Genomic DNA, 21881 nt, shown 5'->3' with positions numbered 1-21881 from the left:
ATCACTCTCGCACGCGGGTGCGACACTCAGCGGCGCAGGTAGAGGTCACGCAGCAGCGCGATCTCGGCGAAGTGGTGGATCGCCTCCCGGTTGATGTGCAGGACCAGCGCGCCCATCGGCAGGTCTGCGTACGGCCCCTCTGCGGGTCCACACGGCAGCGCGAGAGCCGCCGCGTCCAGGCTGCGTACGCCCGCGATCCATCTCTCGTACGCACCATCAAGCTGCTTAAGCGCCTGGTCTGCGGTGCTTGCGTAGTCGTACGTGTCGTAGTCAGCGGGCGGGCCGCCGAAATGGCTGGCGTTGCGCATCGTGAACACGCCGATGATGACGTGCGCCAGCCGCCACGCGATGGTCGTGACAGGCGCCGGATTCGGTGGTGGGTAAGCGAAGTCGATGGTCGTCTTCGAGTCGCTTTTGACGCGTACGCTCCAACAGTCAGGCACCGGCTCCCAGAAATACTCGTCGTCGGTGAGTCCGTCCAGCCGGGGCCGGGCCTGGTTGGTCCAATGCCAGTCCAGTTGGTCGGCGAGCTGCGTGGTCCAGTCGATGTCCATAGCGGCCACCGTACGACCAATCGCGGACACCTACCGTCCTGAATCCCGCTTCAGCTCAGCGGATCAGGTCCAGGAACTCTCACGTGCCTCTCGTGGCGCCATACCATGGTATGGTGCGGTCATGGTTACGAAGAAGGTCACGGTCACTCTTCCTGAAGAGTTGATTGATCGGGCGACGGAACTCGCACGTCTTGCCGGCCTGCCTTTTTCGACTTGGCTGGCGCGAGTGACTGAACATGAAGTCAAAATTCAGGATGGACTCGCTGCGCTGCAAGAGTGGGAAGACGTGGAGGGGCCGCCCTCGCCAGATGCTGAAGCCTGGGCAGACGAGCAGTTCGTGCGACTCGAGTCAGAGCTGCGACCGCCCTACCGGGCCGCGAGTTGAGGCGTCCTCCACTCCCAGTCGTCTACGACGCTGGTGCGCTGCTGGCCGCCGAGCGCGGCGTCGACCGTTTTCGCGTACTGCATATGAGATTTTTGGCCGCCGGCCTGATCCCCGTGGTGCCCTCCCCGGTGCTGACTCAGGCTTGGCGAGGCGGAGCTCGGCAGGCGAATCTGGCGCGCGCAATCGCCGGCTGCCACATCGAACCAACCGATGAGGAGACCGCGAAGGCGGCTGGCGTTTTGCTCGGCCGATCAGGAACCGCCGATGCCGTCGATGCGATAGTTGTCGTCACCGCGTTGTCGCGTGGCTCGGTGGTGGTCACGAGCGACCCGGGAGATTTGCACAAGCTCGCCGAAGCTGGCGATGTCGCGAGTCAGCTGCACCTTATAGTCATTTGACGGGTTAGCTCTTGTGAAGAGTGGCGGTGCAGTAGGCGGCTGGGCCGGTCTGGTCGCTGACCTTGCTGCCGTTGACCAGGATGCTGCAGGTGACCGGGGTCGTGTTGCTCGGGTCGAGGTTGGTCACCGTCACTGTCACCAGGGTCGTGGACGCGCTGATGGTCCTGGTCCAGGCGGTGCTACCTGAATAGCTCGTGACCGAGCCGTTGGCTTCGATGTACGTGCCGTGGATGGGACCTGATCCAGTGGCGGTGTAGAGCACTGTCGTCTTGTTCGCGTTGGTCGCGTTGAAATAGACGGCGACGAGCAGGCCGCCGCCGCAGCACAGCAGGACCGCGAGCGCTCCGCAGACAATGGCGATAATGAGGCCGGTGCTGGAGCGGCGACGATAGGGTGAGCTCACGCCGGCATTCTAGCGAAGGCATCAAACCGCCTTTTCGCGGCTGGCCGAAAATGACAATTGTCAGCCCGTCGCTCACCTTTCCGGCTTCGGTGACGAAGTCGACATTCAGCGAGTCGGCTTCGGCGATCGCCAGCCGCACGGCGGCCTCGAAGAGTCGCTCGTCGAGCCGTCCCTCGATGTGGACGTAATGCGCGCAGTTGTAGGTGGGGTTCGTCGGATCGGACAGCTGGCCGTACCAGAGTCCAAACTGTGCGACCGAAAGTGGTAGTCGGTCACCTTCACCCATCGGCACCGCCGACCAGCTTCCACCACTGCCGAAGGGTCGGATTTTCGCCAGCTCCATGAGACCGATGTCAGCGCCGGCGGCTTGCCAGCGTTCGGAAAGGGTCATGATGCGGATCGAGTCGGTTCGCCGATCCCGGCGACATAGCCGAAGCCGTGTTGTTTCTCGCGTCGGACCGGGATCGGCGCATCACCCTTCAGGACCTTTATGTCGACGGCGGCGCCACCCCGCGCTGCTGATCACCGCCGTTGAGGAGAGCACGATGTCACCGCAGGGCAAGGCAATTCCGGCCATCGCGCCGTACTCGATGCCGGCCGAGGACACGCTGCCGCCGAACCGGGTCGACTGGCGGCCGAGAGCCGATCGGGCCGTGCTGTTGATTCACGACATGCAGAACTATTTCCTCGCACCGTTTTCGCCGACGGGACAACCAACCGGGCCCTGAGCCGTACGACACGGTCTTGACCAAATGGCGATACAGCGCCTTTCAGCAGACCAACCTGGCCGAGTTGATGGCGGACCTGGGTCGGGATCAGCTGGTGATCACCGGAATTTACGCACACATTGGCGTGATGACAACGGCCTGCGACGCGTTTATGCGTGACATTCAGACTTTCCTGGTGTCTGACGGGGTCGCCGACTTCAGTGAGCACGAGCACCGGGATGCGTTGCGCTGGGTCGCCGGCCGCTGCGGCATGGTGTTGTCCGCCCACCAACTGCTCGGAAAACTCGCCGAGCTGGCCGCCGTACGGGCCAACTGAGGTGGACCGTACCCGCTGAATCGGGCAAACTAGCGGCATGCCGCAAGACAACCCACTCGGTCCACCGATCGATGTCCATGACCTGTTTCCGCTGGAACAGCGCCAACTGTTGGAGTTGCTGCGCGGCTTGACAAGCGAGCAGTGGAAACTGCCGACCGCTTGCGCCGGGTGGGACGTGAAGGATCTCGCCGGGCACCTGCTGGGTGATCACCTGCACCGACTTTCCGCGAGCCGGGACGGACATCGTACGGCCGGGCCGGCCGATGGCGAAGCCTTTCCGGCTTTCATCCACCGGCTCAACGACGAATGGGTGACCGCGACACGAACGCTTTCCGCGCCAGTGTTGGTCGACATCCTCGCGGACGCCTCGGCGCAGGTATGTGATTTCTGGGCCGGTGTTGACCTGTTCGCGCCGAGCATCGCGGTTTCGTGGGCCGGACCTGATCCAGCGCCGATGTGGCTGGATATGGGCCGCGACTACACCGAATACTGGGTCCACCACCAGCAGCTCCGGGAAGCGGTGGGCCTGTCAGCGCTCGACGATCGGGTGTTGGTGGATCCGGTGGTCGACATCTTCATGCGAGCGCTGCCGTACACGCTTCGGGAGGTGACCACTAACGGCCCGGTGACGTACGAGGTCGGCGGCCGGGTCTGGTCCTGCGTGCGTACGAACAACAAGTGGGCGTTGCGCCCAGGCGCGGTGGGCGATCCGATCACCGCCGTACGGACCGACCCGGACACATTCTGGCGACTGTGCACAAAGAACGCGTCCGTCGAGGTGGTACGGGCAAAAATTGTCACCGAAGGCGAGCGGGCCGTCGCTGAGACGATGCTGAAAATGGTCTCGATCATCGTGTGACGGTCCGGAATCGGCCACCGATGAGCACTTCGGGCGTCGGTCCGTACGATCGGACGGGCAGAATGGATCCAGAACCGGATATCGCTGAGGAGCCCGCTCGATGGTCGACGCCATGCCGACGCCCGTGATCGTCCCAGCGCCCGACCGGATGAGCCGGTCAGACGGTGCGTTTTCGGTGACCGTGGACACCGGGATTTTCGCCGACGAGGCCGCCGGTCCGGTCGCCGATCTCGTACGCACGCTGCTTGGTCCGGTCACTGGATATGGCCTCCCGCCGGCGTCGGCTCCCGGACCGAACGTGGTGGCATTGCGGGTGGATCCGAGCCGGGAAGATCTCGGTTCTGAGGGCTACCAGCTGGCCGTCGAGCCGGACCGGATCGCCGCGGTGGCCGCGACCAGCACGGGCCTGCGGTGGGCCGCGCAGACCCTTCGGCAGCTGTTGCCGGTCGAAGTTTTCGCCGCTGAGCAGCAGAACGGCGTCAAATGGGACGTGCCGTGCGTGGATATCGTGGATGTGCCGCGATTCCGGTGGCGGGGCATCATGCTCGATGTCGCCCGGTGGTTCCTGCCGCTGGATCAGCTTCACCGCTTTGTGGACCTGGCCGCTCTGCACAAGTTGAACGTCCTGCATTTGCACCTCACCGACGATCAGGGCTGGCGCTGGGAAAGCCGGCGCTATCCCCGACTCACCGAGGTCGGTGCGTGGCGGCGGGAATCGATGGTGGGGCATTACGACGAGCAGAAGTTCGACGGCGTGCGGCACGGTGGTTTCTACACGCAGGACGAGTTGCGGTCCCTCGTCGCGTACGCGCGCGATCGCGGCATCACGGTGGTGCCGGAGATTGACATGCCCGGGCACATGCGGGCGGCCATCGCCGCCTACCCGGAGCTGGGCAATTTTCCGTCCCGTCCGGTCGAAGTCGCCACCACCTGGGGCATCCATGACGAGGTGTTGAATCCGGAGGAGCGGACCGTTCAGTTCTGTACGGACATTCTGGCCGAGGTGTTGGACGTTTTCGACAGCGAGTTCGTCCACATCGGCGGAGACGAGTGCCCGAAGAGCGAATGGCGCGCTTCCCAACGCGCGCAGCAGCTGATATCCGAGCGCGGACTGTCCAATGAGGACGAACTGCAGTCGTGGTTTATTCGGCAGTTGGCCGCTTTCCTGGCGGACAACGGTCGCCGGATGATCGGCTGGGACGAGATTATCGAGGGTGGCCTGGCCGACGGAGCGGTGGTCATGTCCTGGCGCAGCGAGGAGGGCGGAATCACCGCCGCGCACCTCGGTCACGAGGTGGTCATGACTCCGTCGCAGCGGGTCTATTTCGACTACTACCAGGCGGATTCGGCCGGCGAGCCGGTGGCGATCGGCGGCCTTACCACGTTGGAGAGCGTCCGCGCGTACGAACCGGTGCCGATCGCGCTGGCCGAGCGGGTCGACCGGGTGCTGGGGACGCAGTGCCAGCTGTGGACCGAATACATCCCGGACTCCGCACACCTGGAATACATGGCATTCCCGCGTACCTGCGCGTTCGCGGAGGTCGCGTGGGGCAGCGACCCGGCGGATTTCTCCCCGCGGCTGGCCAGTCACCTCGACCGACTGGACGTTCTCGGTGTCCACTATCGGAAGCTCGATCAGCGGTGACAGCGTTGACGGGGCCGCGCATTTCCGGCACTCTGGGCGCGAATCCGACGGCCGGACGGGAGCCCGCATGTCAACGAAACGAGCGGTCGCCGCACTTTTCGCGGCGGTGCTGGCGATGACGGGGTTCAGCGCACCGGCGAATGCGGCCGAGGCCGATCCGTGCCACGCCCTCAATGCCCGGACCGTGAAGTTTCCGGTGCAAGGTGCCCGACACGTGGTTTTCGCGGTGGCGTCGGCCTACGGCGTCAACACGGTCACGGTCACCGAATGCGTGCGAGAAGGGCTGCGCTGGCGGACGGTCCGGACCGCGGACGGTCGAGCGGGCACCAAGGGTTTCGCGCCGCCCGGCCAAAAACGCGAGGGCGACGGGCGTACGCCCACCGGCTCCTACACCTTGACCGAGGCCTTTGGCGAAGGCGATCCGGGGACCGCGCTGCCGTACCGCAAACTGCATTCCACCGGCGACTGCTGGGGATCCACGGTCACCGATCCACGCTACAACGAATACTATTCAGGAGTTTGCGGTCCGGACGACGAAAATCTGTCCGCGATCATGCTTTCCGGGCAGTATCAGCAGTCCGTCGTGATCGACTACAACCGGCCGCCGGACGCACCGGTGGTGGCCGGCCTCGGGTCGGCGATCTTCTTCCACATCCGGACGTCCGGTCCCACCGCTGGCTGCATCGCGGTGGACAAACCCGTCCTGGTGGACATCATGCGGACCCTGCGGCCCGGTGACCGGATGGTGATGGGCATCGCGGCGGACCTGTTCGCTACCTGATATCCGCGGTAATGAGCAAGACGTCGTCAGCGCTTTCGGCCACCAGCGTGCCAGCAGGGTCGAAAAGGTAGCCACCGCCCGGAAAATCCTCGTCGACAGTCCGGCCGGCTTGGGTGCAGACGCCGATCCACAACCCGTTCCGGCTCGCCGAGCTGGCAAGGTGCCGCTGACATTCCGAGCGCCACCACTGAAAACCGCTGTCCCAGTCCCGGGTTTCCTGCTCGCCATAGAGACCGGGAGCCGCCGCCAACAGGACCAGTTGCGCTCCGGCGCGTGCGTACGCGTCGAAAAGGTCACCATGGCCGATGTCGTAACAGACCGCGATGCCCAGTCGTACGCCCGAAACAGTGAATACCGGGGTGTCCGTGCCGGCCGCGAACTGGTCTCGCTCGTCTGGCGCGACATTCACCTTGCGATAGGCGCCGACGAGCTTTCCGCCGCTCGCGACGATCTGGGTGATGTAAGGTCTGCCGGCCGGATTCCGCTCCACCAGGCCGGCTACCGCGGTGATCGGGCGGTGCGCGGTCTGTAAACAGAAATCGCGAACTTCCGGGCTCTCCAACGTCAGCATCGCTTCGGGCTGTTCTTCGGGCTGGAGATATCCGGTCAGGCTCATCTCCGGAAAACAGATGATGTCCGCGGTGCTGTCTCGCACATAGTCCGCGGTCGCGGCGAGGTTCGCGGCCACCGCACCTTTCGGGCAGTTCTGCTGGACGAGGGCGATCTTGAGGAGCGGCACGGCTTGACGCTACCTCGTCCGATCGGATCTGATGAGGCAGAACAGGGGAGGTGCAGATGGGTTCGGTGCTCATTACCGGCGCGAACGGCATGCTGGGAAGGCGACTCACCGCGCAGGTGCTGGAAGCTGGGACGCTGGCCGGCCCGGACGGAAAGCAGACGGTCGTCGACGCGGTGGTCGCCGCGGATGTGGCCGAGCCGCCGGTGAAACTGTCCGACGCACGGTTGACCTACCGGGTCGGTGACATTTCCGACCCAGACTTCGTCAGCGATATCGTCGATTCGGAAGTCACCTCGGTGTTCCATTTGGCTGGGGTGGTCAGCGGTGCCGCGGAACGCGATTTCGATCTCGGGCAACGCGTCAACGTCGACGGCATGACGTACTTGCTGGAAATCCTGCGCAGCCTCGGGACCGCGCCGCGATTTGTTTTCACGTCCTCGCTGGCTGTTTACGGCGGAGACCTGCCGGCTCGGCTGACCGACGGTCAGCGGCTGACTCCGCAGACGTCGTACGGAATGCAGAAGGCGATGGGGGAGTTCCTGGTCGCCGAATACACCCGCCGAGGCTGGATCGACGGCCGTGCGCTACGGCTGCCGACCATCGCGATCCGGCCCGGCGCGGCCAACGCGGCGGCGAGCAGCTTCGTTTCCGCGATCGTACGGGAGCCGCTGGCTGGCCGTGCGTACGCCTGCCCTGTCGATGAAACTGTGCGGTCGCCCATTCTTTCGCCAGGCAGGTGCGTGGAAAACCTGCTGCGGGCACACGAGTTGCCAGCTGATGCCTGGGGTTGGGACCGGTCGGTGACCCTGCCTTCACTGGACGCGACAGTGGCCGATCTCGTCGACGCGGTCCGCCGGATCGGCGGGGAGCAGGCCGCCGAATTGGTCACGTACGAACCGGATCCTTTTGTCGCCGCGATTGTCGCCGGCTGGCCACAGGCTTTCGACACGAGCAGGGCGCTGCGGTTGGGATTCACCGCGGACGCCTCGGTGGACGAGATCGTCGCGGCGCATGTGGAGGACGTACGAGCTGGCTGGTGATTCCGATGGATAGTGATAGTATCCATCCTATGCGAGTCGCCGAGCTGAGCCGGCAGTCCGGGGTGCCGGTGCCGACCATCAAGTACTACCTGCGTGAAGGTCTGCTGCAGCCGGGCGAGCTGACCAGCCCGAATCAGGCGCAGTACGACGAAACGCACGTGCGTCGGCTGCGGTTGATTCGTGCGTTGCTGGACGTTGGTGGCCTGTCGGTCGGCTCGGTGCGTGAGGTGTTGGCGGCGATGCAGACGCCCGACAAGCCGTTGCACGAGGTGCTCGGTGTGGTGCAGCGGTCGATCACCCCAGTGCAACCGGAGGATCCGGAACTGGCCGAATGGGCCCGCGAGCGGGTCTGTGCGTTGGTCCAGAGTCGGGGATGGTCCACGGTCGAGGGAGATCCGGCCTGGCGGGCGCTTTCTGATGTGTTGGTGATATTGCGCCGAGTGGGTGATGATGTCATTGTCGGCGCGCTCGACAACTACGCGGACGCGGCCGAAAACGCCGCCGCGGTTGACTTTCAGCTCCTTCAGCGGCGTACCGGCACCGAATCGGTGATCGAAGGCATGGTGGTCGGCACGGTTCTCGGAGACGCGCTGCTGTCGGCTTTGCGGCGGATGGCCCAACAGAACGAATCGGCGCGTTTCTTTGGACGGAAGGTCGCTGCTAGGTAGTGTCTGGTTATTCCGGGGGGATGAGAGTCGAGGTCCAGAAGTTGGCTGCTGGTGCCGTGGGGAAGCCTTCATAGCAGCGCTATGGGGGCTTTCCCACGGTGCCTGCAGGCGGCTTCTGGGCTCGGCTATCGCCCGGCGGAATAACCAGACACTACCTAGCTGAGTGCCCGCACGACCGACTCCAGGACCGCCTGCCAGTGCTCGCGCTGACGGACTCGCTCGGCCGAGTCGGCCAACCATTCCTGGTGAAAGCGCAAAAGTGTCCGGTCTCCGGTCGCTTGGACGGCCACCTGCACGGTGGTGTCGTGGTCCCAGTCGCGTGGTCGCCACGTCAGCCGGACCCGGTCCTGCTGGTGGTAGCTGCGGATTTCGCCGGCGGTGCCGTCTTCGGTGGCGTAAGGAGTGCCCTTTTCGGTGGCCAGCCGCGCACCTTTGCCCAGCCACAGCGCCACTCCAGCGTCGCTGACCAGAAACTCCCACACCTGTGCGATCGGAAAGGGAATCGTCTGTGACACGCCGATTTCGAAGCCGGCGTCCTTGGTCTCGCCGACCATCACAGCGCCGACTGCTGGTGCAGAACACCGCGCCACTGGTCATTCTCGCGGGCATACACGGTGCTGGCGAGCACCGAGAACTCGACCTCTTTTCCCGCGACCAGGGCGGTGACATCGGCCTTGTATGTCACCAATGCGCTGTCGCTGGTGATAAACAGAACTCGCTGATCTGACAGGACCGTCTTGACGTACGGATTGCGGTTCGCTCCGATGGTGGCCACGATGATTTCCTTGCTGGCCACACCGTATTTGCTGACCACCAGGGCGTCATCGCGAAGATTCTTGGCGTAGAAGCCGCCGTCGCCCTCCCGGTTGGCTCGCCATAGCTCGTCTTCCGCTGCCAGCAACGCGCTTTCGTCCGTCATGTCCATCCTTCGACCGGTAACTGTCTTAGTTGGTGTCGGACACCGACTATAGTGGTTACGTGAGCAAGGGCACAAGAGTGCTGACCGGTGGCGACGGTGTCAGCTATCGGTTCGATCCCAGCAGCCTCCCGCTGGAGCTGCTGCTCAGTGGCGGTCCCGGTCCGTACGGAAGGTTCGAGACGCTGGACCGGCCGGCCGATCTCGCCAGTTGGCTGCAGGAGTCCCGGCTGGCCTTGACAGTGCCGGTAACGGCCGCGGATTTCCGGATCCGACCGGCCGAGTTCGCCGAGATCCAGGCCCTCCGCGACACTCTTTGGCTAGTCGTCGGCGAGATTGTGCATGGCCGGCCACCGAGCGCCGAGGATCTCACTCTGATCAACGAGTCCGCCGCGACCACCATTCAACCCAAGGTCGACCTAGTGACCGGTGGGCTGGGCTGGGTCACGCCGATCACCGGAGCGCAGGTTCTTGGTGTGGTGGCGAGGGAAGTGATCGACTTCCTGGTGTGGGATGGCGGCCGGCGGGTACGGGAATGTGCCGCCTCGGACTGCCGGCTGGTTTTTCTCGACACGTCCAGATCGCGCAACCGCCGCTGGTGTTCGATGGAACGCTGTGGCAATCGCCACAAAGTCCGTACCTATCGAGCCCGTCAGGACGAGTAGAAGTCGAGTTGGCCGACCGAGAGCTTGCCGACATACGAGTCGGAACGGGGTTCACTGGCATTGAAGAACACCGTGAAGAGGCCAGATTCGTAGCGTACGGAAGGCTTCCACACGCCGCCGCGGTGCCAGGGCGTGCCGTCCAACGCCGACAGGATTTGTCGAGCGGGACTCCAGCTCGCCAGGTCTTCGCTGTACGAGAGGTAAAGGCCGCCGTCCGATGGCGGGCCGGTCAGATTGTGGCGCGCGGTGACCATCGCATAGCCGCCGTCGATCGCGGTGACCGCCGCGTCGAAGTTGCCGGTGCTCACGACCTTACGGCCGCGCCAATCAGTTATCCCATCAGCACTTTCGGCGTACCCGATGGTGGGCGGCTCCGATGTGGACAGTCCGGTGCAGTACCACATGCGCCACAGCCCGCCCTCGTAAACGAGATTGGGTTCCAGCACCGTGCCACGCTCCCATGGTAGTGATGCCTGGAAAACCGGCTCCGAATGCCGGCGCCAGCCGGTGCCGTCGAACTCCAGAAAGCCGATTTGGTACGGCCCGGTGATGTCGGTCCACGACGAGCTGCTGGCGTAGTAGATCCTTCCCCGCCATTCACCGTCGACGCGCCCCCGAACGTATGAGGCGCAGTGATAGCCGGTGGCATCCCAGGCGTGGGCCGGCGGGAACTTGGCGAGCGGAGTGCTGTCAATCGACCATTCTCCGCTGTTTCGCTGGATGTGGGCGGACTGCAAACCGATGGCCTTGTCGCCTGGAGTCATCGAGCCCAGCGCCATCCATTCCCGGCCCCGCCGGTGGGTCACGGTGACATCGGCGACGCCTTCGAACAGGACTTTCTTCCCGGTGACGCGCAACTCGGGTGTGGTGTGGGTCATGTCGGTCCTTCTATACTCGGTGACAGTAGTTCGTCCGTGGGATTGTTCGATGATCGAAGTATCAGATGGGTGAATGTTTATGTCAAGGCAGTCCGAGGTCACCCAGTTGTTGCTGGAACAACAGCGGGCCGGCACCAACAGCCTGGTTTTCCATGAGGCGGTGGCCAACCGGCTGGGCATCACGCCGACGGACGTGCGCTGCCTGAACATCCTTGGCGCCGGGCCGCGGACCGCCCGCGAGTTGGCGCAGGAGTTGAACCTCACACCCAGCGCGGTCACCACGGTGGTCGATCGGCTGGAACAGGCTGGTTACGCGCACCGCGAGCGCAGCGAAACCGATCGCCGGCAGGTGACCGTACGAGTGGACCCGGACCGGTTCGGCGAGGTGGTTGCCTTGTTTGGCGGGATTTTTCGACGAATGAAGGCGCTGATGGCCAGCTATGCCCCAGCTGAGCGAGCCCTGATCGTCGACTATTCCGCCAAGGTCAACGAAGTCCTTTTGGCGGAAACCGCCGCGGTGCGAAAGCTCGGTGAACGAAGGCCTGGGCTGTACGGTCCGGTGGCGCGTTCGATACGCTCGGCGACGGATTAGGTCATCCTAACTTTGCTGGGAGTCGCTGAGTGATCGCGGACGTGAATGGCGGGCCGGTGGCCCCGCTCGCCGGCACGGCCGGCGCGCTGGCGCCGCTGTTGGCGCAGGTGGCGCGGGCGTTGGCCGACGGCGCGCAGGCCCGGGGTGGGCCGGTGCCGGCCGGTGGGCCACCGGCGGTGGAGGCGGCCGTACGGGCCGTTCTCGGCGCCACCGCGGCGCCGCGGGACGGGGTGGGGGCTGATGCCGCGCTGCTGGATCTGACCCGCGTGCTGGCCGCCGGGGCAGCCGATCCGGCCGATCCAGCCTGCATCGCGCATTTGCACTGCCCGCCGCTCGCGGTGGCGGTGGCCGCCGATGTCGCGGTGGCCGCACTGAACCAGTCGATGGACTCGTGGGACCAGGCCCCGGCGGCGACCGTGATCGAGCAGGAGGTGATCGCCGCGCTGGCTGAGCTTGTCGGCTATGACAAGGAAAAAGCCGCTGGCGTGATGACCGGTGGCGGCACCGAATCCAACCTGATGGGACTGCTGTTGGCCCGGGACGCTAGGCCCGGGCCGGTCCGCGTTTTCTGTTCCCCGTACGCACATTTCACCATCGCCCGTAATGCGATGGTGTTGGGTCTTGGCCCGAACGCGGTGACGCCGGTACGGACCGAGGCGGATTCGCGGATGGACCTCGCCGCCCTGCGGGACGCGCTGGCGGCATCGCCGGAGCGAGCTGTCGTGGTGGCGACCGCCGGTACGACAGACCTGGGCACCATCGACCCGATCGACGAGATCGTTTCGGTCGCACGGGAATTCGGCGCGTGGGTGCATGTTGACGCGGCGTACGGCGGTGGTGCGCTCTTCTCGCGCCGACTTTCGGCTCTGCTGAAGGGCATTGATCAGGCTGATTCGGTGGGCCTGGACCTGCACAAGATTGGCTGGCAGCCGGCGCCGGCCGGCGTTTTTCTGACCAGGCAACGGAAGTCGTTCGCGCCGCTGGCGATGTCCGCCGCCTATCTGAATCCGGTCGACGACGAAGAGGCTGGATTTCCCAGTCTGCTGGGCCTGTCGTTGCGGACCACCCGGCGAGCGGACGCGTTCCGGATCGCCGTCACCTTCCGCGCCTTCGGCCTGTCCACCTTGGGAGATTTCGTCGATACCTGCCACCAACTGACGCTGTCGGCGGCGGCGGCGATCGCCGCCGCGCCACGGTTGGAGCTGCTGGCTCCGCCGATTCTGACGACCGTGGTCTTCCGATATCGGGCGAAGTCCGATGTGGACAAGGTCAATGCGGCCCTGCGGCGACAGTTGATCGTGGACGGGACGGCCGTGGTTGGCCGGACCGAGCGTGCCGGCGAGACCTGGCTGAAGCTGACACTGCTGAATCCGTACGCCACCCGCACCGACCTCGACCGGGTGCTGGACGCCGTCGTCGCGGCCGGCGAAGCGCAGGAGAACAAATGACAGACCGGCTGGATGACGCCGATCCGGCGGCGGTTGCCGAGTTCGCCGCGATGGAGAACCTTCTTCGTTGTTGGATAAGGGAAACAAACGTGCCGCGGCCAGATGGCGACCGATTGTCGTTGTCGCTGAAGTCTTCTGGGATCACGCTCGAGGCAGTGGTCACGCACTGGTCGGCGGCCGGGTGGCACCGGTTCGGCGAGGTTTTGGTGGCCGGGCACGGTCCGGCTGATCTCGCGACGGTCGCGGCGCTGATCGCTCGCGAGGCTGGCTTTGGCTCGGGAGAGTCGGTGTCCGGCGCCGATCTGGTCGCCCGGATCCTGGATTCGGCCCGTCGTACGGCCGAATTCGTCGCCGGCCGGCGGGCCGAACCGCGAGATCCGGAGGGCACCACACCCTTCCTTTCCGGTGAGCAGGCGCTGATTCTCGGCCACCCGTTGCACCCGACGCCCAAGAGTCGGGACGGCATGCGCGACGCGGAGGCGCGGGCGTACGCGCCGGAGCTGCGTGGATCTTTTGCGCTGCACTGGTTCGCGGCGGCGCAGGAGATTGTCAGTTCTGACTCGTCCGCCCCGATGATGTCCACATTGGATGGTCCAGCGGTGCCCACCGGCATGGTCGCGGTGCCGGCGCATCCCTGGCAGGCGGCCGATCTGGTCGGCCGGCCGGCAGTGGTCGAGGCTCTGCGCAAGGGAACCCTCATCGATCTCGGGCCGGCTGGAGCGCCCTGGTTTCCCACCTCCTCGCTTCGTACGATCTATCGACCGGACGCGCCGGTGATGCTGAAACTCTCGCTGGGATTGCGGATCACCAACTCCCGCCGGGAAAACCTGCGCAAGGAGCTGGTCCGCGGCGCCGAGGTGAGTCGACTGCTTGACGCCGGCATCGGCGCGTCCATCCAGTCGAGGTATCCCTGCTTTGACATCCTCCGGGATCCCGCCTGGCTCGCGGTCGACGAACCCATTCACGGGCTGGATGTGGTGCTGCGCGCCAATCCGTTTGGCGCGGATGACGAGTTTCGTTGCGTGGCAGGGCTGGTGGCCGCTCGGCCGGGGATCGGCCCGTCCCGCCTGGCGACGCTGATCGGCAGTCTCAGCCAGCGCCTTTCCCGTACACCCGGCGATCTTTCAGTGGAGTGGTTCCAGCGCTACTACCTGGCGGTGATCGAGCCGGTGCTCTGGTTGTGCGGTGCCCATGGCATCGCATTGGAAGCCCACCACCAGAACACCCTCGTGCAGCTCGACGATCAGGGGTGGCCGGTGGGCGGCCGTTATCGGGACAACCAAGGCTATTACTTCATGGCTTCACGGATCGGCGAGCTGGACCGGCTGGTGGCTGGCGCCGGGCAGGAGTCGGACACCACCGTGCCCGACGAGGTGGCCGATGAGCGGTTGGGCTATTACCTGGGGATCAACAACATTCTCGGTCTGATCGGTGGCTTCGGATCCGCCGGCCTGGTGGCGGAGACCGAACTTTTCCATGCGTTGAGGGGCGGACTTGCCGCGACGCGAGAGGCGATGACGGTGGCTGGACTGCGCGTGCCGGCCATGGTGGACACCTTCCTGACCTCGCCCACCCTGCGATGCAAGGCAAATCTGCTGACCAGGGTGCACGGGATGGACGAGTTGGTCGGGCCGGTGGCTACCCAGTCGGTCTACGTGACGATCCCGAATCCGCTGCGGTCATGAGCGCGGACGACTTCCAGCTCCGGGAAATCACCGAGGCGGATACCGATTTGTTGGTGGGGTGGATGAACGACCCGGAGGTGGACCGGTTCTGGGAGCTGGCCGGGCCGCCTGAGCGAACGGTCGCGCACCTCGCCACGCAGGTGGCGCTGGGACACACCACCTCCTACATCGGGGAAATTGCTGGCGAACCGATGAGCTATTGGGAGCTCTACCGGGCCGACCAGGATCGGCTCGGCCAGTTTTACCCGGCTCTCCCGCACGATGGCGGCATCCATTTGTTGTTGGGGCCGGCCACGGCTCGCGGCCGTGGCCTGGCCGCCGTCCTGATCGGCGCGGTCGCCGATCGGATGTTCGCCGGCGACGCCGAGATGTCCCGGATCGTGGCCGAGCCGGACGTGCGGAACGTCCGGTCCATCCGCGCCTTCGAGCGGGCCGGTTTCAGTCGTACGACGGACATTGTCCTTCCCGAGAAGCGCGCCGCGCTGATGGTGCGCGAGAGGTGATCTGAGTGAACAGCGAACCGTACGATCTGATCGGCGTCGGGATCGGGCCGTTCAATCTGTCCCTGGCGGCGTTGGCCGATCCGGTGCCGGGGCTGCGAGCCCTTTTCCTGGACGCGAAACCGGAGTTTTCCTGGCATCCGGGGATGTTGCTCCCCGGCACCCAGCTGCAGGTGCCGTTCCTGGCGGACCTGGTGACCCTCGCGGATCCCACCAGCCGCTGGTCCTTTCTCAACTACCTGCGTGAGCATGACCGGCTTTTCCCGTTCTATTTCAGCGAAAGGTTCCACGCACCGCGGCGCGAATACGATCATTACTGTCGATGGGTCAGCCGGGAGTTGGCGGGCTGCCGGTTCGGCGCCGAGGTTGGCGCGGTTCGTCGGTCCGGCGACTTCTTCGAGGTGACCTACCGAGAAGCCGAGCGGAACCACACCGTGTTGGCCCGCAATGTGGTGCTGGGCGTGGGAACCGAGCCGGTGCTGCCGGCCGCGTTGGCTGCTCTGGACAGTGATCGAGTGGTGCATTCGGCCAGCTATCTCGGCCGCCGGGACTCCATCGCGGGCCTGTCGGACGTGACCGTGGTGGGTGCCGGGCAGTCTGGCGCGGAAGTTTTCCTGGATCTGCTGCGGGATGCGCCCGAACACGGCCGCCGGGTCCGCTGGATCACCCAGACCCCGTTCGCGCCGATGGAGTATTCCAAGCTCGGACTGGAGCATTTCACCCCGGCCTACACCGACTATTTCCGCCGGCTACCCGCACCCGTACGAGACGCGCTGGTACCTGAGCAATGGCAGCTCTACAAAGCGATCAGTGCTGAGACGATCGCGGAGATTTTCGATGTGCTCTACGAACAAGGCATCGGCGGCGAATGGCCGGAAGCAGTGCTGCTGCCTGGCGTCACAGTGAACGCGGCCGCCGACACCGGCGGACAGTTGGACCTGACGTGCCGGCATGTCGAGCAAGGTCGCGAATTCGGCGTACGGACCGCGGCGGTGGTCGCGGCGACCGGTTACGCGGCTCGGCAACCGGATTTTCTGACACCGATCTCCGGCGGCGTCGCCTGGGACCAACAGGGTCGCTACCAAATCGACGAGAACTATCGAGTGTCCTTTGTGGACGACTGGCCGGCCGGCTTGTACGTACAGAACGCGGAGTTGCACACTCACGGCGTCGGCGCGCCAGACCTGGGCCTTGGCGCGCATCGGGCCGCGATGATCCTGAACGCGATCGCCGGGAAGGCCGCCTACCGGCTGCCGGCCCGTACGTCATTCACCACTTTCGGTGCCCCGGCACCGCAGCCGGACTCGGAGGCGCCCCGTGTCGCTGTACCTGCCCGATGAGCTGACCGCCGACCGCTGGCAGGACGCGTCCCGCCGGATGTTGGCCAAGGCACTGGCCGAATTCAGCTATGAGGAACTGCTCGTCCCGGTCGCTGCCGGGCGGGATCGGTACGCCGTCGAACTTTCCGAGCGGCTGTCGTACGTCTTTACCGCCCACCGTGGTGCGTACGACTCGTGGCATGTCGACGCGGAGACGATTGTCCGCCGAGAGGATGGAATCGACGCGCCCGCCGACGACGCACTGCGGTTCATTTTTGATGCCGGACCGGCGATCGGACTCAGCGGCGACACCACCGGGCATCTCATCCGGGAACTGTCGGCCACCCTCAGCGCTGACACTCGGTTGGCCGGATCCGCGCTGCCAGTGGAAAAGCTCGCTGACCTGCCGTACGCAGAGGTGGAAGGCTATCAGACCGGCCACCCCTGGATCGTGCCGAACAAAGGGCGGCTCGGGTTCTCGGCCACCGACGCGGCGACCTTCCCACCCGAAGCACGCAAACTCTTACGCCTGCCGTGGATCGCTGTGCACCGGGACCTCGCGACCTACCAGTTCACCGGGGATCTGACCGAGCAGCGGCTTTACGAAACCGAGCTGGATTCCGACGCTCGCGCGAGATTTGTGGCCGTCCTGACCAAACGCGGCCTCGACCCGGCCGACTATCTGTGGCTGCCGGTGCATCCGTGGCAGTGGGACGACACGATCCTGCCGCTGTTCGCCGCCGACGTGGCCGCTGGTCGGATCGTCCCGTTGGGCGATGGGCCGGACGATTTCCGGGCGCAGCAGTCGATTCGTACGTTCAGCAACGTCACCTCGCCGAGTCGGCACCACGTGAAGCTGCCGCTGTCGGTGCTGAACACGCTGGTGTGGCGCGGCCTGCCGACCGAGCGAACGGTGGCCGCGCCGGCGGTGACCGAGTGGGTGCTGGGGCTGCGCGATCAGGATGAATTCCTCAGCGATGAGGCGCGTCCGGTGCTGCTTGGCGAGGTGGCGTCGGTGACCGTACGCCATGACCTGCTGGAAAGCGTTCCGGGCGTGCCCTACCAGTATTTGGAGCTGTTGGGCGCGATTTGGCGGCAGCCACTGACCGAACAGCTGGATGCGGACGAGCATGCGCGTACGCTCGCCGCCCTGCTCTATGTCGACCCGGAGGGCCGTTCGCTGGTCGGTGAACTCGTTTCACGCTCCGGCTTGACGTCAAAGGAATGGCTGGCGCGGCTCGTACACGCGATGTTGCCGCCGCTGCTGCACTTTCTCTACCGCTATGGTGTGGTCTTCTCGCCGCACGGCGAAAACGCGATCGTGGTCTTCGACGAGCACGAGGTGCCGACCCGGCTCGCCGTCAAGGACTTCGTCGACGATGTCAACGTCAGCGCCGCGCCGCTGCCGGAGCTCGCCGACATGCCGGCGCCGGTGGATACGATCCTGCTGCAGGAGCAGCCGGACTTTCTTTGTCAGTTCATCCATTCGGGGCTGTTCGTCGGGCATTTCCGCTATCTGGTCGAGGTGATGGACCTCTCTCAGGATGACTTCTGGTCGGTTGTACGTGCGGAGATCCTCGCCTATCAGCGGCGTTTTCCCGAACTGGCCGAGCGTTTCGCGCTTTTCGACCTGTTGACCGACCGGATCGAGCGACTTTGCCTGAACCGCAACCGATTGTTGCTGGACGGCTATCGAGATCGCCCGGAGCGTCCGCACGCGGCTGTGCATGGCACGGTCCCCAACCCGTTGGCGCGGTGAGACGATGGTCTGGGAACCGGAGCTGGCCGAACGAGCCCGGCGGGCCGAACTGGCCGCCCAGCTGGGTGGCCCGGAGAAGGTGGCCCGGCAGCGGGCCGCCGGCCGGCTGACCGTACGGGAACGGATCGACGGCCTGTTGGATCCTGGTTCTTTCCGGGAAATCGGCGGTCTGGCCGGCCGTGGCACGTACGATGAGAATGGCGAACTCACGGATTTCTCGCCGGTGAATCTGGTCGTCGGCACTGGGCGGATCGATGGTCGCAAAATCGTCGTACGCGCCGACGATTTCACTGTGCGAGGTGGATCGGCGGACGCCGGAAACCTCGCCAAGACCGCATATCCAGAGCAGTTGGCACACGAAATGCGGCACCCGCTGGTCCGGCTGATCGAGGGCAGCGGCGGCGGTGGCAGCGTCAAGATGCTGGAGGATCACGGGTTCACATACGTGCCGGTGAACCCCGGCTGGGACCATGTGGTCGCCAATCTTTCCACCGTGCCGGTGGTTTCGGCCTGCGTCGGGCCGGTCGCGGGCCTGGGTGCCGCGCTCGCGGTCACCTCGCATCTGACGCTCCTGGTGGACAAAACGGCACAACTTTTCGTTGCTGGTCCACCGGTCGTGCGATATGCGACCGGAGAGGATGTCACCAAAGAGGAGTTGGGCGGCGCGTCCATTCATCGGCGCAGTGGTGCCGTCGATCTGGTGGTGAGCAGCGAGATCGCTGCTTTCGCCGCCGTACGAGCGTTTCTCTCGTACCTGCCGACAAGCGTTTACCACCTCCCACCAGTGATCGAAGGCACTGACGATCCCGATCGGCGAGAAGAGAGCCTGGTGTCGCTGGTGCCACGCGATCGCCGCCAGCCGTACAAAATCGCGCCGCTGCTCGACGCGGTTTTCGATGCCGGCTCGGTGTTCCGGTACGCGGGTTTCGGCGGCTCGTTGGTGACAGCGCTGGCCCGACTGGACGGGCATCCGGTGGGTGTGGTGGCCACCGATCCGTACAAAGGCGCGACTTTGACCGCCCAGGGCGCGGACGCTCTCACCCGGCTGGCCGATCTCTGCGAGACTTTCCACCTACCGCTGGTATCGCTGACCGACCAGTCCGGCATGGTGATTGGTACGGCCGGCGAACGGTCCGCCGCGATCCGCCACGGCGCCCGCGCGGTTGCCGCCATTTACCAGGCAAAAGTGCCGATGGCCGAGGTTATTGTGCGGCGAGTGTTCGGGGTCGGCGGTGCGGGTCAGGTCAATCGGCACCGGCTGGTCCGGCGATGGGCCTGGCCGTCCGGCGACTGGGGTTCGCTGCCGGTCGAAGGCGGCCTGGAAGCGGCCTACCGAGCGGAGTTGGAGGCAGCGCCGGACCGCGCTGCCGAGCGGGCCCGCATTCTGGAAAGGCTCGACGCGGTGCGTTCGCCGTTCCGTACGGCCGAACGTTTCGGCGTCGAGGACATCATCGATCCGGCCCGAACTCGCGGCCTGCTCTGTGACTGGGTCCACGACGCGTACGACCTGTTGCCGCCGCTCATCGGGCCGCCCGCATTCGGCCCCAGACCATAGAAACCAGGCCATGGAAACCAGGCCATGGAAACCAGGCCATGGAAACCAGGCCATGGAAACCAGGCCATGGAAACCAGGCCATGGAAACCAGGCCATGGAAACCAGACCATAGAAACACAGAAAGCCGACTCAGCGGCGGAGAGTGTAGATGGTGGTGTCGGCATTGCAGGGGCTGGGAGCGTTCACCTCGACTCGCAGGTTGCCGGTGACCGTGTCGTAGTCGACGCCTTCGACGGTGTATGCGCCGACGCAGCTGCTGCGCAACGGAAGCTGCGCCAGCCAGGTCACGTGCGCGGTCACATCCTTGCCATCCAAGCGATGGGCGAGATCGATCTGCAGCAACGGCTTGCTGGTCGGGTAAAGATCGTTGTTCGAGTCGTCCGAGGCGCAGATCAGCCTGGTGGCGCTGACAAAGTCGCAGCCCTGTGGGTTGCGGACCAGCTGCTCGAGCAGCACCCGGCCGGCCAGCGGCAGGTTGCCGCCGGTGCGCGGGAGAACTGGATTCAGCAGTGGTGCGGGGAAAACCAACAGCCGGGTGACCGGGGCGAGTTCGCTGGAAACCAGCCACTGTCCGTCCGGGGAGACGGTTGTGTACGCGTTGGCGTTGGCAGTCGTTTCGCCGTCGCCCAGCTGGTGCACGTACTCGTACCGCTGACCGCCAGGTGTCGTGACCAGCATCATTTTCTTCGTCACCGTGCCGACGGTTTGCTGGTAAGGATCGAAAACATAGCCGCGGAACGAGTCCGGATCACCGATGTGACCCCAGCCCTGGGCCTGCAGGTCGGCCGGAATGGTGGCCCCGGCCGTGTAGTAGATCCGCAGTGGCTGGCCGGGCGTACGAACGGTCGCGACACCTTCGCCGGCGATCGAGCCGCTCACAGTGGTCTGGTCGACGACTCGCCAAGCGTGCGGATGAACGGTGTTCGCGGTCACCGCGGGAGCCGTAAAGCCGGTGAGAGCGGCGCCCAGCGTCACCGCCAGAATGCCGAGGCGGACACGGTCACGGATCATGTGGTGCCTCCTGGAAGCGGATGCAAGCGACCCTAGGAGGCTGGCTCTTCTGCCGTCAATCCCCTTCTAAGAAGCCAAAAATGGTTCATAGATGTGAACGCCAAAAGGCCGTCTCCGGCGCGTGGGGCGGGTCGGAGACGGCCGGGAAAGGGCCGCAAGTGGCCAGCGGGAAATCAGCCGATCGTGGTGGTGGTCAGGGTCGGGTTGGGGTCCGGGTAGCACTTGGCCGGCGCGCTGATCGGAATTCCGAGCGGGCCGTTGACATTCGCGGTCACGGTCAGGCCCGGGTCGTCCAGGCTGGTGCCGCCGAGCTGGCTGGTGATGGTGCCGGAGCCGCCGGCGGTGAGGTTGAGGGTGATGGTGGGCAGCTCGAAAGTGGAGCCGCCGTTCACCGGGCCGGGCACGCTGAGCACGACATTACTGCCGCTGAGAGCGACGGTCGGGGTCGAGTTCAACCCGGAGCCGCCGACCAGGGTTGCCGACACGAACGTCGCATTCGCCGGCACCGGAATGTTCAGTGAAAGATCCTGGACATTCTTGATGGTGTAACCGCCGGCCGAACCGGGAATCTGGTTGGACGCCGGGTCGATGACGACGGCGACCGCGCCGCCGGCCGCGACGGTGGCTGGCGCACTCGCGTCGAGGTCCTGGTTGAGGGTGAAGTCGGCGGTCTGGCCGACAGCTGTGGCCTGGCATTTGTACATGGCGGTCTGGGTGGCGGACGCGGCCGTGCCGAGCGTGAGCACGGGCACGACCGCCAGGGCGGTGATGGTGGCGAGGCGGCGGGTGGCCAGCTTCATCGGTTCTCCTTGGCGAAGCCGCGGTGACGCAGCTCTCAGCGGGGATGGGCAATGTGGTTCTTACACCCACAAAACTGGCTACTCAACGGTACGTTCTTCACAGACTATTCACATATCAGCGACAAATGCCTGGTCAGGGCCATAGTTGGCGGAAAGTACGCGGAACGGATGTTGTCACCTCCTGGCCACGCCGGGTGCCTGCGTACGGCCGAGCCAGGTGCCTGCGTACGGCCGGCC

23 protein-coding genes and 3 pseudogenes are annotated in these 21881 nt (G+C 65.3%); 17 read left to right on the top strand and 9 right to left on the bottom strand.

Annotated features, from left to right (window positions below; genetic code table 11):
- Positions 1 to 26 precede the first annotated feature (26 nt).
- Positions 27 to 548 carry a DinB family protein gene (locus ABD301_RS33460; RefSeq protein ID WP_163572427.1) on the bottom strand — a complete coding sequence of 174 codons (522 nt, stop codon included), beginning with the start codon at positions 546 to 548 and terminating at the stop codon, positions 27 to 29.
- A gap of 127 nt (positions 549 to 675) precedes the next feature.
- Between ABD301_RS33460 and ABD301_RS33455 the strand changes: the two genes are divergently transcribed.
- A complete protein-coding gene (locus ABD301_RS33455; RefSeq protein ID WP_344314219.1) occupies positions 676 to 939 on the top strand; it encodes a hypothetical protein in 264 nt (87 codons plus the stop codon).
- On the top strand, positions 936 to 1337 hold the full coding sequence (locus ABD301_RS33450; RefSeq protein ID WP_163572426.1) for a PIN domain-containing protein: 402 nt from the start codon (positions 936 to 938) through the stop codon (positions 1335 to 1337). Before ABD301_RS33455 ends, ABD301_RS33450 begins: the two co-directional genes overlap by 4 nt.
- A 4-nt stretch (positions 1338 to 1341) precedes the next feature.
- Here ABD301_RS33450 and ABD301_RS33445 read toward each other — a convergent pair whose 3' ends face one another.
- A complete protein-coding gene (locus tag ABD301_RS33445; RefSeq protein ID WP_344314218.1) occupies positions 1342 to 1740 on the bottom strand; it encodes a hypothetical protein in 399 nt (132 codons plus the stop codon).
- A 91-nt stretch (positions 1741 to 1831) separates the two neighbouring features.
- Positions 1832 to 2026 (bottom strand): annotated as a pseudogene (locus tag ABD301_RS42625) (condensation domain-containing protein); the annotation flags it as partial.
- 131 nt (positions 2027 to 2157) lie between these two features.
- Here ABD301_RS42625 and ABD301_RS33440 point away from each other — a divergent pair.
- The 5 genes and pseudogenes from ABD301_RS33440 to ABD301_RS33420 form a co-directional block, all read left to right on the top strand.
- Positions 2158 to 2262 (top strand): annotated as a pseudogene (locus ABD301_RS33440) (SDR family oxidoreductase); the annotation flags it as partial.
- A gap of 23 nt (positions 2263 to 2285) precedes the next feature.
- Positions 2286 to 2784: pseudogene (locus tag ABD301_RS33435) on the top strand (isochorismatase family protein).
- A 37-nt stretch (positions 2785 to 2821) separates the two neighbouring features.
- Entirely contained in the window at positions 2822 to 3643 is an 822-nt protein-coding gene (locus ABD301_RS33430; protein WP_344314217.1) for a maleylpyruvate isomerase family mycothiol-dependent enzyme, read from the top strand.
- A gap of 100 nt (positions 3644 to 3743) precedes the next feature.
- Entirely contained in the window at positions 3744 to 5288 is a 1545-nt protein-coding gene (locus tag ABD301_RS33425) for a beta-N-acetylhexosaminidase (RefSeq protein WP_344314216.1), read from the top strand.
- A 67-nt stretch (positions 5289 to 5355) separates the two neighbouring features.
- Positions 5356 to 6069 (top strand): L,D-transpeptidase family protein, encoded by a 714-nt coding sequence (locus ABD301_RS33420; protein WP_344314215.1) that lies wholly within the window; start codon positions 5356 to 5358, stop codon positions 6067 to 6069.
- On the opposite strand, the gene ABD301_RS33415 is transcribed toward ABD301_RS33420, so the two are convergent.
- Positions 6062 to 6808 carry a carbon-nitrogen hydrolase family protein gene (locus ABD301_RS33415; protein ID WP_344314214.1) on the bottom strand — a complete coding sequence of 249 codons (747 nt, stop codon included), beginning with the start codon at positions 6806 to 6808 and terminating at the stop codon, positions 6062 to 6064. The two genes, ABD301_RS33420 and ABD301_RS33415, sit on opposite strands and share 8 nt — an antisense overlap.
- Before the next feature lie 56 nt (positions 6809 to 6864).
- Here ABD301_RS33415 and denD point away from each other — a divergent pair, with 56 nt between their 5' ends.
- Complete coding sequence (gene denD, locus ABD301_RS33410; RefSeq protein WP_344314213.1) at positions 6865 to 7848, top strand: D-erythronate dehydrogenase; 984 nt, start codon at positions 6865 to 6867, stop codon at positions 7846 to 7848.
- A 29-nt stretch (positions 7849 to 7877) separates the two neighbouring features.
- On the top strand, positions 7878 to 8516 hold the full coding sequence (locus ABD301_RS33405) for a MerR family transcriptional regulator (protein WP_163572425.1): 639 nt from the start codon (positions 7878 to 7880) through the stop codon (positions 8514 to 8516).
- A 155-nt stretch (positions 8517 to 8671) separates the two neighbouring features.
- On the opposite strand, the gene ABD301_RS33400 is transcribed toward ABD301_RS33405, so the two are convergent.
- Together ABD301_RS33400 and ABD301_RS33395 are read right to left on the bottom strand one after the other, a co-directional pair.
- Complete coding sequence (locus ABD301_RS33400; RefSeq protein WP_344314290.1) at positions 8672 to 9070, bottom strand: SRPBCC family protein; 399 nt, start codon at positions 9068 to 9070, stop codon at positions 8672 to 8674.
- Entirely contained in the window at positions 9070 to 9435 is a 366-nt protein-coding gene (locus ABD301_RS33395; RefSeq protein ID WP_163572381.1) for a nuclear transport factor 2 family protein, read from the bottom strand. The genes ABD301_RS33400 and ABD301_RS33395 overlap by 1 nt, the downstream gene beginning before the upstream one ends.
- 59 nt (positions 9436 to 9494) lie before the next feature.
- On the opposite strand from ABD301_RS33395, the gene ABD301_RS33390 reads away from it, so the two are divergent.
- Positions 9495 to 10097 carry a CGNR zinc finger domain-containing protein gene (locus ABD301_RS33390; protein ID WP_163572380.1) on the top strand — a complete coding sequence of 201 codons (603 nt, stop codon included), beginning with the start codon at positions 9495 to 9497 and terminating at the stop codon, positions 10095 to 10097.
- On the opposite strand, the gene ABD301_RS33385 is transcribed toward ABD301_RS33390, so the two are convergent.
- A complete protein-coding gene (locus tag ABD301_RS33385) occupies positions 10085 to 10975 on the bottom strand; it encodes a glycoside hydrolase family protein (protein WP_344314211.1) in 891 nt (296 codons plus the stop codon). The genes ABD301_RS33390 and ABD301_RS33385 overlap by 13 nt on opposite strands.
- Positions 10976 to 11054: 79 nt before the next feature.
- On the opposite strand from ABD301_RS33385, the gene ABD301_RS33380 reads away from it, so the two are divergent.
- Genes ABD301_RS33380 through ABD301_RS33350 form a run of 7 tightly spaced genes read left to right on the top strand, consistent with a single transcriptional unit; the run spans position 11055 to position 19833 of the window.
- The gene (locus ABD301_RS33380; RefSeq protein ID WP_163572378.1) at positions 11055 to 11567 is read left to right on the top strand and encodes a MarR family transcriptional regulator; all 513 of its coding nucleotides are present in this window, start codon (positions 11055 to 11057) and stop codon (positions 11565 to 11567) included.
- Between the two features lie 29 nt (positions 11568 to 11596).
- Positions 11597 to 13015, top strand: a complete 1419-nt coding sequence (locus ABD301_RS33375; RefSeq protein ID WP_344314210.1) for a pyridoxal phosphate-dependent decarboxylase family protein — start codon at positions 11597 to 11599, stop codon at positions 13013 to 13015.
- Positions 13012 to 14700, top strand: a complete 1689-nt coding sequence (locus ABD301_RS33370; RefSeq protein ID WP_344314209.1) for an IucA/IucC family protein — start codon at positions 13012 to 13014, stop codon at positions 14698 to 14700. Before ABD301_RS33375 ends, ABD301_RS33370 begins: the two co-directional genes overlap by 4 nt.
- Positions 14697 to 15203, top strand: a complete 507-nt coding sequence (locus ABD301_RS33365; protein WP_163572525.1) for a GNAT family N-acetyltransferase — start codon at positions 14697 to 14699, stop codon at positions 15201 to 15203. Before ABD301_RS33370 ends, ABD301_RS33365 begins: the two co-directional genes overlap by 4 nt.
- A 5-nt stretch (positions 15204 to 15208) precedes the next feature.
- Positions 15209 to 16540, top strand: coding sequence for a lysine N(6)-hydroxylase/L-ornithine N(5)-oxygenase family protein (locus ABD301_RS33360; protein WP_163572526.1), 1332 nt, complete (start codon positions 15209 to 15211; stop codon positions 16538 to 16540).
- Positions 16518 to 18278, top strand: a complete 1761-nt coding sequence (locus ABD301_RS33355) for an IucA/IucC family protein (RefSeq protein ID WP_344314208.1) — start codon at positions 16518 to 16520, stop codon at positions 18276 to 18278. Before ABD301_RS33360 ends, ABD301_RS33355 begins: the two co-directional genes overlap by 23 nt.
- Positions 18279 to 18282: 4 nt before the next feature.
- On the top strand, positions 18283 to 19833 hold the full coding sequence (locus ABD301_RS33350; RefSeq protein ID WP_344314207.1) for an acyl-CoA carboxylase subunit beta: 1551 nt from the start codon (positions 18283 to 18285) through the stop codon (positions 19831 to 19833).
- 129 nt (positions 19834 to 19962) lie between these two features.
- On the opposite strand, the gene ABD301_RS33345 is transcribed toward ABD301_RS33350, so the two are convergent.
- Together ABD301_RS33345 and ABD301_RS33340 are read right to left on the bottom strand one after the other, a co-directional pair.
- The gene (locus ABD301_RS33345; protein ID WP_344314206.1) at positions 19963 to 20844 is read right to left on the bottom strand and encodes a hypothetical protein; all 882 of its coding nucleotides are present in this window, start codon (positions 20842 to 20844) and stop codon (positions 19963 to 19965) included.
- 173 nt (positions 20845 to 21017) lie between these two features.
- Entirely contained in the window at positions 21018 to 21644 is a 627-nt protein-coding gene (locus tag ABD301_RS33340) for a hypothetical protein (RefSeq protein WP_344314205.1), read from the bottom strand.
- Between the last annotated feature and the right edge of the window lie 237 nt (positions 21645 to 21881).

It is taken from the genome of Fodinicola feengrottensis (assembly GCF_039530045.1).
Taxonomy (GTDB): domain Bacteria; phylum Actinomycetota; class Actinomycetes; order Mycobacteriales; family HKI-0501; genus Fodinicola; species Fodinicola feengrottensis.
This window is presented reverse-complemented; position numbering and strand designations above follow the sequence as displayed.